The 8,748-nt window shown below is 73.1% G+C and carries 7 protein-coding genes; 5 read left to right on the top strand and 2 right to left on the bottom strand.

The window, feature by feature from the left end; translation table 11 throughout:
- The coding region (locus ACWGPE_RS18095; protein WP_452049206.1) for a glycerol-3-phosphate dehydrogenase/oxidase at positions 1–1,601 on the bottom strand (1,601 nt) is incomplete at its 3' end.
- Complete coding sequence (locus tag ACWGPE_RS18090) at positions 1,568–2,164, bottom strand: TetR/AcrR family transcriptional regulator (protein WP_231429678.1); 597 nt, start codon at positions 2,162–2,164, stop codon at positions 1,568–1,570. The genes ACWGPE_RS18090 and ACWGPE_RS18095, both read right to left, overlap by 34 nt.
- A 20-nt stretch (positions 2,165–2,184) precedes the next feature.
- On the opposite strand from ACWGPE_RS18090, the gene ACWGPE_RS18085 reads away from it, so the two are divergent.
- From ACWGPE_RS18085 to ACWGPE_RS18065, 5 genes are all read left to right on the top strand, one after another.
- The gene (locus tag ACWGPE_RS18085; protein ID WP_452049205.1) at positions 2,185–3,924 is read left to right on the top strand and encodes an FAD-binding oxidoreductase; all 1,740 of its coding nucleotides are present in this window, start codon (positions 2,185–2,187) and stop codon (positions 3,922–3,924) included.
- A 1-nt stretch (position 3,925) separates the two neighbouring features.
- Complete coding sequence (locus ACWGPE_RS18080; protein WP_231429680.1) at positions 3,926–4,852, top strand: diacylglycerol kinase; 927 nt, start codon at positions 3,926–3,928, stop codon at positions 4,850–4,852.
- Entirely contained in the window at positions 4,849–6,492 is a 1,644-nt protein-coding gene (locus ACWGPE_RS18075) for a GMC oxidoreductase (RefSeq protein ID WP_452049204.1), read from the top strand. The genes ACWGPE_RS18080 and ACWGPE_RS18075 overlap by 4 nt, the downstream gene beginning before the upstream one ends.
- 91 nt (positions 6,493–6,583) lie before the next feature.
- Entirely contained in the window at positions 6,584–7,318 is a 735-nt protein-coding gene (locus ACWGPE_RS18070) for a flavodoxin family protein (RefSeq protein WP_231429682.1), read from the top strand.
- Between the two features lie 169 nt (positions 7,319–7,487).
- The gene (locus tag ACWGPE_RS18065) at positions 7,488–8,636 is read left to right on the top strand and encodes a M14 family zinc carboxypeptidase (protein ID WP_452049203.1); all 1,149 of its coding nucleotides are present in this window, start codon (positions 7,488–7,490) and stop codon (positions 8,634–8,636) included.
- Positions 8,637–8,748 lie beyond the last annotated feature (112 nt).

Below are 8,748 nucleotides of genomic sequence, written 5' to 3'. Positions count from 1 at the left end.
GCGACCGCGTCGTGCGCGCGGTCGCGGTCGGCGGCGACGAGGCCGATGCGGGTGCGGCGGTCGAGCACGTCGTCGACGTCGAGAGCGCCCTCGGCGCGCACGGCGAACTCGATCTCCGCGCGGGTGACGTCGAGGCCCGGTGCGATGCGGTCGGCGGGTCGGTCGCAACGGGCCATGGCGAGCACGGTGAAGGCCTCGGCGCCGAAGCGGGCCGTGAGCGATGCCGGGAGTTCGTGACCGCTCGCCGATGAGCCCCCGCCGTCGGCCGGGCTCGCGAACGGCGCCGCCGATCCGCGCGCACCGACGAGCGCGAGCCCCGCGGTGCGGCAACCGGGGTCGACGAGGCCGGCGTGCCGGCAGGCGAGGTCGACCGCGTCGCGCGCCATCGCCCGGTAGGTCGTGAGCTTGCCGCCGAGCACGTTCACGAGTCCCGTGCCCGACACGGCCACGTGGTGACGGCGCGAGATGTCGGCGGTGCCGCCGTCGGCTCCGGTGTCGATGAGCGGGCGCAGCCCCGCGAAGGCGCCGAGCACGTCGTCCCGGCCGAGCGGGCGCTCGAGCGCGGACGAGAGCGTGCGCAGCAGGAAGTCGATCTCGTCGTCATGCGGCTGCGGCACGTCGGGGATCGGTCCCGGCGCCTCCTCATCGGTGAGGCCGACGACGACCCGACCCAGCTGCTGCGGCAGCGCGAACACGAATCGGCTGACCGACCCGGGGTGCGGCACGGTGAGCGCCGCCGTGGGGTCGCCGAGCGCGGCCGCATCGAGCACGAGGTGCGTGCCGCGGCTCGGCCGCATGCGGATGCCGGGGTCGAGCTCTCCCGCCCAGACGCCCGCGGCGTTGACGACGGCCCGGGCACGCACCCGCACCGACTCGCCCGTCACCGCGTCGACGAGCGTCGCCCCGTCGGCCGCGGCATCCGAGACCCGCACCCGCGTCAGCACCGTCGCGCCGTACGCGGCCGAGGTGCGCGCGAGTGCGACGACGAGCCGGGCGTCGTCGACGAGCTGTCCGTCGTGCGAGAGCATGCCGCCCCGCAGACCCTCGCGTCGCAACGCCGGCGCGAGTCGCAGCGCCTCGTCGCGATCGATGCGACGCGGGTGCGCCAGCACGCTCGCGGGCGTGTGCGCGAGCATGCGCAGGCCGTCGCCGAGGCCGAGCCCGACGCGTCCCGTCATCCGCTGCCTCGACGAGACCGACGGGGTGAACGGCAGCAGCTGGGGGAGGCTCCGCATGAGGTGCGGGGCGACGCGCGTCATGAGCACGTGGCGTTCGACGGCGCTCTCACGAGCGACGGCGACGTCGCCCGTCGCGAGGTAGCGCAGTCCGCCGTGGACGAGCTTCGAGCTCCACCGGCTCGTGCCGAACGCGAGGTCGTGCGCCTCTGCGAGCACGACGGAGAGGCCGCGGCTGGCGGCGTCGAGTGCGACGCCCGCACCGGTGACCCCGCCGCCGATGACGAGCACGTCGACCGGTGCGGCGCGGTCGGCGAGCGCCGAGAGGTCGCGGGCGCGTCGTGCGGCATCGAGTGCTGAGGAGTGCGTCGGCGCCGCGTCGGGGGAGGAGGTCAGGGACGCAGATGTCCGTCGAGTGCGTGCCAAAGTTCGTTGCTCCAATGCGGCTCGTCGATGAGGGCGGAGACGGTGTCGTGCGAGAGGATCGCCGACTGGGCGATGAGCAGCAGCATGACCGCGATGTCGCCGGGGGCCCCCGGGCGCACGGTGCCGGCCTGCTGGGCGAGGGCGATCGACTCGGCGATCCACCGCAGGATCACGCGCTGGCTCTGGCCGAGGCGCTGCAGCGTGTACCGGGTGAACACCTCGGGCTCGCGCTCGAGGAGGCGGCCGTACAGCGGGTCGGCGCGGAACAGCTCGGCGAAGCGGAGCACGTCGCGCACGATCTCGTCACGGGACGTCGCGGGCTCGGGGAACCGCTCGATGAGCGTCACGGTCGCGCGGAGCAGGGTCGCGCGGACGATCTCGTCGGCGCTCGCCCAGCGCCGGTAGACCGTCGGCCGGCTGACGCCGGCGTTGCGCGCGACCTCGGCGACGGTGACCCCGCCGACGCCGCGTGCGGAGATCAGTTCGGCGGCGGCGTCGAGCATGCGCGACTCGGCCTCGTCCCACACGGGACGGTCGAGCTCGAGTGCTTGACGATCTTCCATGATGTGTCACACTGTAACGCATGGTCGATGACGACGACAGCACCCTCGCCGCAGCCCCCGACGCGGCATCCGCCCCGATGCGGTGGAACGGCCAAGGGGCCGACGCTGTGGGATCCGACGCGGCATCCGCCCCGATGCGGTGGAACGGGTGGGGCGATCCTGCCAAGGCGAAGGAGCTGCCGCTCGCGGTGCGGGCCCTCCTGCCGATGGTGCTCGGGCGGGTGCAGAGGCCCGAACCGGCGACGGCGCTGGCCGACGTCGAGATCGCCCCGACGCGGCTCGGCGACGACGACCGGGCCGTGCTCGCGGCCGTGGTCGGCGACCGGCACGTCTCGATCGACGACGAGGCGCGCATCCGGCACTCGGGCGGACGCTCGACGCCAGACCTGCTGCGCCGCCGCGCACGACACCAGGACACGCCCGACGCGGTCGTCGCCCCCACCGATCACGCGCAGGTCGCCGCCGTGCTGAACGTCGCGGGCGAGCGCGGCATCGCCGTCGTGCCCTTCGGCGGCGGCACGAGCGTCGTCGGGGGCCTCGACCCAGAACGCGGCGCGCACCGTGCGGTCGTCGCCCTCGACCTGCGGCGCCTGACCGGGCTCGTCTCCCTCGACGAGACGAGCGGCGAAGCGGTGCTCCTCGCCGGCACGACCGGTCCCGAGGCCGAGGCGTTGCTGGGCGCGAGGGGCTTCGAGCTGGGCCACTTCCCGCAGAGCTTCAGGTACGCGACGCTCGGCGGCTTCGCCGCCGCCCGATCGTCGGGCCAGAACTCCGCCGGCAACGGCCGCTTCGACACGATGGTGACGGGGCTCCGCGTCGCGACCCCGACCGGCGAGCTCGAGCTCGGCCGCGCGCCCGGATCGGCCGCCGGACCCGACCTGCTGCGACTCTTCCTGGGCTCCGAGGGCGCGTTCGGCGTCATCACCGAGGTGCGGCTGCGCGTGCACCCGGTGCCCGCGGTGCGACTCGCCGAGGCGTGGACCTTCCCCGACTTCGCGACCGGCGTCGACGCCCTGCGCCGGGTCGCGCAGCTCGGCACCGGCCCCACCGTCATCCGGCTCTCCGACGAGGCCGAGACGGGGATCGCGCTCGCCCAGGTGGGACGCATCGGCAAGGCGCTCGCGAAGGGCGCGAGCGCGGTCACCGTCTTCGAGGGCGATGCCGAGCTCGCCGCCGAACGACGGGCGCGCACGGCGACGGTGCTGCGCGGGGCCGGCGGTACGTCGACCGGCCCGGATGCGGCGGAGGAATGGGTGCACGGGCGCTTCAACGCCCCGTACCTGCGCGACGCGCTGCTCGACCACGGCGTCTTCTGCGAGACCCTCGAGACGGCGACGACCTGGTCGAACCTCGCGCGGCTGAAGCGCGAGGTCACCGCCGCCATCACCGACGGCTTCACCGCCGCCGGCGCGAAGTCGCTCGTGCTCTGCCACGTCTCGCACGTCTACCCGACGGGCGCCGCGCTCTACTTCACGATCATCGCGGGCCTGAAGGGCGACCAGCTCGCGGCCTGGCAGCCCGTGAAGGCCGCGGTCAACGATGCGATCATGGCCGGCGGCGGCACGATCAGCCATCATCACGGCGTGGGTCGCGATCACGCGCCGTGGCTCGAACGCGAGGTCGGCGCAGTCGGAATGCGCATCCTGCGGGCGGTGAAGGCGGAGCTCGACCCCGCCGGCATCATGAACCCCGGGGCGCTCGTCGAGCGTGCGTCGACGGATGCCGCATCCGCCGCCCGCCCGTCGACCGGGATCGCCTGACGTGGCCGACCACATCTCGGTGCTCGTGAACCCGACCTCCGGCCGGGGCCGAGGGGCCGATGCCGCCGCTCGGGCCGTCGAGCGCCTCGAACAGCTCGCCACGGAGGTCCGAGTGCACCGAGGCCGCTCGGTCGACGACACCCGCCGGCTCGCGCACGAGGCGGTGGCGAGCCGCCCCCGGGCGCTCGTCATCGTCGGCGGCGACGGCACGCTCTCGTCGGTGCTCGACGCGGTCGTGGGCTCGGGCGTGCCGATCGCGCTCGTGCCGGCCGGCACCGGCAACGATCTCGCCCGCGCGCTCGGGCTGCCCTTCGAGGCATCCGACGCGGCGGCCGACGCCGCCGAACTCGCCGTGCACGGCCGTCCGCGCACGATCGACGTCGGCGAGATCGAGTCGACGGCGGGCATCCGCCGGTTCCTCACGGTCGCGGCGATCGGCTTCGACGCGCACGTCGCCGAACGCACCAATCGGTTGCGCTGGCCGCGCGGTCGCGCGAGGTACTACCTCGCCCTGCTCATCGAGCTCGCCCGCCTGCGGCCGACCGCCTTCGAGCTCGGCCTCGACGGCGCCGCGCCACGACCGGCGCCCGGCACGCTCATCGCCGTCGGCAGCACGCGCAGCTACGGCGGGGGCATGCCCGTGTGCCCCGACGCCGACCCGGCCGACGGCCTGCTCGACGTCACCCACGTCGGACCGCTCGGCCGGGCGAAGCTCGTGCGCCTGTTCCCGCTGCTGCTGCGCGGCGTGCACGTCGACCGGCCCGAGGTGACGACCTCGCGCGTCGCGACCGTCGACGTCGACGCCCCCGGGCTCGTCGTCTACGCCGACGGCGAGCGGGTCGGAACCGGCCGCGCGCGCATCCGGGTGGTGCCCGGCGCGCTCACGGTGCTCGTACCGTCGGACGATGCGCCCGAGGCCTCCGCATGACCGCCTTCGACCACGACGTCGTCGTCATCGGATCGGGCTTCGGCGGCTCGGTCGCGGCGCTGCGCCTCTCGGCGAAGGGCTATCGCGTGCACGTCTACGAAGCAGGACGCCGCTTCGCCGACACCGACTTCGCGAAGACCTCGTGGAACGTTCGCCGCTACCTCTGGGCGCCCGCGATCGGATGCTTCGGGGTGCAGCGCATCCACCGGCTGCCCCACGTCATGATCCTCGCCGGTGCGGGCGTCGGCGGCGGATCGCTCAACTACGCGAACACGCTCTACGAGCCCGGCCCGGCGTTCTTCGCCGATCCGCAGTGGGCGGCCCTCGGCGACTGGCACGACGAGCTCGCCCCCCACTACGCCACCGCGAAGCGCATGCTCGGCGTCGTCGAGCAGTACCCGCACTCGGGCCCCGTCGAGCGGATCATGGAGGGGGCGGCGAACGACCTCGGCGTCGGCGACACCTTCCGCCGGGCACCCGTCGGGGTGTTCTTCGGCGCGCCCGGCGAGACGGTGCCCGATCCGTTCTTCGGCGGCGACGGCCCCGACCGCACGGGCTGCACGCTGTGCGGCAACTGCATGGTCGGCTGCCGGGTCGGCGCGAAGAACACCCTCGCGAAGAACTACCTCGCGCTCGCCGAGCGGCTCGGGGCGACGATCGAGCCGCTCCGCACGGTCGTCGAGGTGCGGCCGCGCGCGGGCGGCGGCTACGAGGTGACGACCGTGCGCAGCGGAGCGTGGCTCGCCCGCGACCGTCGCACGGTCAGCGCCGAGCAGGTCGTGTTCGCGGCCGGCACCTGGGGCACGCAGCAGCTGCTGCACCGGATGAAGGACTCGGGCGCCCTGCCCGCACTCCCCGATGCGCTGGGCCGGCTCACGCGCACGAACTCCGAGGCGCTCGACGGCGCCGTCGCGATCGCGGTGCCGGAGGAACTCGAGCTCGCCCGCGGCGTCGCCATCACGACGTCGTTCCACGTCGACGAGCGCACCCATGTCGAGAACGTGCGCTACGGACCCGGCTCGAATCTCATGGGCATGCTCGCGACCGGGCTCGTTCCGGGTGACCGATCGCTCCTCGCCCGACTCGGCTCGCTCGTCGGCGGGATGCTCCGGCATCCCGTCACCGCGCTGCGGCTCGGCTCGCTGCGCCGGTGGAGCGAACGCGGCATCATCGCCCTCGTCATGCAGACCGCCGACAACTCGCTCACCCTGTCGCTGCGGCGACGCTTCGGGCGACGGGTGCTCACGAGCGCCCAGGGCGAGGGCGAGCCCAACCCGAGCCACCTGCCCGGCGCGCATCTCGCCGCACAGGCCATCGCGGCGCGGGTCGCGTCGGCGAGCGGTGTGCACGCCGAGGCGCGCGGCTCCTGGCCCGAGGTGTTCGGCATCCCGCTGACGGCGCACTTCCTGGGCGGAGCCGTCGTGTCGGGCTCGCCAGACCAGGGGGTCGTCGACCGGTACCACCGGGTCTGGGGCTACCCGGGGCTGCACGTCGTCGACGGCGCCGCGGTGCCCGCGAACCCGGGCGTGAACCCCTCCCTCACGATCACCGCCATGGCCGAGCGGGCCGTCTCGCTCTGGCCGCGGCGCAGCGGCGCCGACGAGCGGCCGACGCAGGAGGAGCTGCTCGCGCGGCACTGAACCGTTCGGGCGGCGCCGTCGAGGCGGGCGGCGTCGCCACGAGGCATCCGCCCCCTGTCGGCACCCGCCGCGCCCGAGTACCATCTCGCGCATGGCCGAGCTGCCGGATTTCAGCGACCTGCGAGCCCTCTTCGTGAACTGCACGCTCAAGCGAAGTCCCGAGGTGAGCAACACCCAGGGGCTCATGGACGCGAGCATCGCGCTCATGCGCGAGCACGGCGTGCGCGTCGACGCCCTGCGATTCGTCGACCTGGATGTCGCGACCGGGGTCTACCCCGACATGCGCGAGCACGGCTGGGCGACCGACGCGTGGCCCGACGAGGTCTGGCCGCTCGTCGACGCCGCCGACATCCTCGTGGTGGGCGGGCCGATCTGGCTCGGCGACAACTCGTCGATCACGAAGAAGTTCATCGAGCGCATCTACTCGATGAGCGGGCTCTTCAACGATCGCGGCCAGTACGTGTACTACGGCAAGGTCGGCGGGGCGGTCATCACCGGCAACGAAGACGGCATCAAGCACTGCGCGATGGACATCCTCTACAGCCTGCAGCACGTGGGCTACGCGATCCCGCCGGGCGCCGACGCGGGCTGGATCGGCGAGGCCGGGCCCGGCCCGAGCTACCTCGACCCCGGGTCGGGCGGCCCCGAGAATGACTTCACGAACCGCAACACCACGTTCATGACCTACAACCTGCTGCACCTCGCGCGGCTGCTGAAGGACGCCGGCGGGTTCCCGGTCGGCGGCAACCTGCGCTCGGAGTGGGACGGGGGCGACCACTACGGGTTCGAGGTCGACCCGTACGACGAGAACCCCGAGTACCGCTGAGCGCGGGGGACGAACGGGCCGGAATCGTTGAACAATCTGGACGCCCGGCTCTTGAGCCGTGCCACGTCCCCTCCGTAGGCTGCCCATACGTCTGGGGGGACGGTCGTGACGGATCCATCCTCGGATTCGTGTCGCATTCGCGCCATGCCATCTCGACGAGGAGAAGCACATGACCAACGACCCGAAGACTCAGCACCGTCGCCCGAGGGGGGTCGCGCTCGCCGCAGCAGCCGCCCTCGCACTCGCCGCCCCGCTCACGGCCGGCGCACCCGCCCTCGCCGACGCGAACTTCCCGTCGCCCGAGGGCAACACCAACATCTCGAGCATCGTCGACTACGCCGACCTCGTCGCCGAGCTCGAGAAGCTCGAGGCCACCTCGCGCTTCGGGCTCGACGCCTTCACCCTGGCCGAGGCCGGCACCGCGGTGAACACCTCCGAGACGGGGCGCGTCCTCTACGTCGCGACCGTCGGCGACGGCCCCGAGAACGTGTGGCTGCAGGGCCGCATCCACGGCAACGAGCCCTACGGCACCGAGTCGCTGCTCGCGGTGCTCAAGGAGCTCGGCACCAACGGCTCGCCCCAGTGGGAACTGCTGCGCGACGCGTACACGTTCCACGTCATCCCGATGTACAACCCCGACGGATCGGAGCTGAACATCCGCCACACGGTGCTGCAGGACGGCACGAACAAGCGGATCGACCTCAACCGCGACTGGGGCGTCGGCAAGTTCGAGGCCGCCGAGTCGGAGGCCTATTACGAGTACTGGACGATGGTCGACCCGGCCTTCGCCGTCGACGTCCACCACCAGGGACTCAAGACCGAGCGCGGCGACGGCGACGAGGTCACCCTGTCGCTCGGCGTCTCGCTCGCACCCGGCGGGCCCACGCTGCCCGGCATCCAGGGCGGCGCCTACGACGTGCTCACCCGTCAGATGCAGGTGCACGTCTTCGACGAGCTCTCGAAGTACGGGTACATCAACATCGACCGCTACGACGTCGGACGCGGTGTCGAGATCGACATCAAGGGCGGCGTGGTCTCGGCGATGATGCTCGGGCTGAACCACGACGGGCTGAACCCCGAGGGGCACAGCAACCCGGCGATCTTCTTCGAGACGAGCGGCAACACCTCCGACGGCAGCCTCGGCCAGAAGGCGCGCGGCAAGTCGATCCAGCAGAACGTGCTCGCGCTGCGGGAGCTGCTGACGGGCATGGCGACCGGCGAGGTGCAGCAGGAGGACCCGGCCCGATGGGACGAGATCCCGCACGCGCCGGTGACCGCGTACCAGACCGACACCGGAGTCATCCCCGCGTCGTTCTGAGGTCGACGAGCCATCGCGTCGGGTCGGGCTGACCGGGCGAGAAGGGGGTGTCCGGGGCGGCCGTGAGCAGGCTGTCCGGCACGGGCAGCGCATACTCGCCCTGCTTCCACCG

The sequence above is a fragment of the Agromyces sp. NPDC055658 genome, from assembly GCF_053618155.1.
This window is presented reverse-complemented; position numbering and strand designations above follow the sequence as displayed.

Coding starts and splice junctions, on each gene's coding strand:
- ACWGPE_RS18085 (WP_452049205.1), top strand. CDS start 2,185: ATGGTCGATGACGACGACAGCACCCTCGCCGCAGCCCCCGACGCGGCA.
- ACWGPE_RS18065 (WP_452049203.1), top strand. CDS start 7,488: ATGACCAACGACCCGAAGACTCAGCACCGTCGCCCGAGGGGGGTCGCG.
- ACWGPE_RS18070 (WP_231429682.1), top strand. CDS start 6,584: ATGGCCGAGCTGCCGGATTTCAGCGACCTGCGAGCCCTCTTCGTGAAC.
- ACWGPE_RS18090 (WP_231429678.1), bottom strand. CDS start 2,164: ATGGAAGATCGTCAAGCACTCGAGCTCGACCGTCCCGTGTGGGACGAG.
- ACWGPE_RS18075 (WP_452049204.1), top strand. CDS start 4,849: ATGACCGCCTTCGACCACGACGTCGTCGTCATCGGATCGGGCTTCGGC.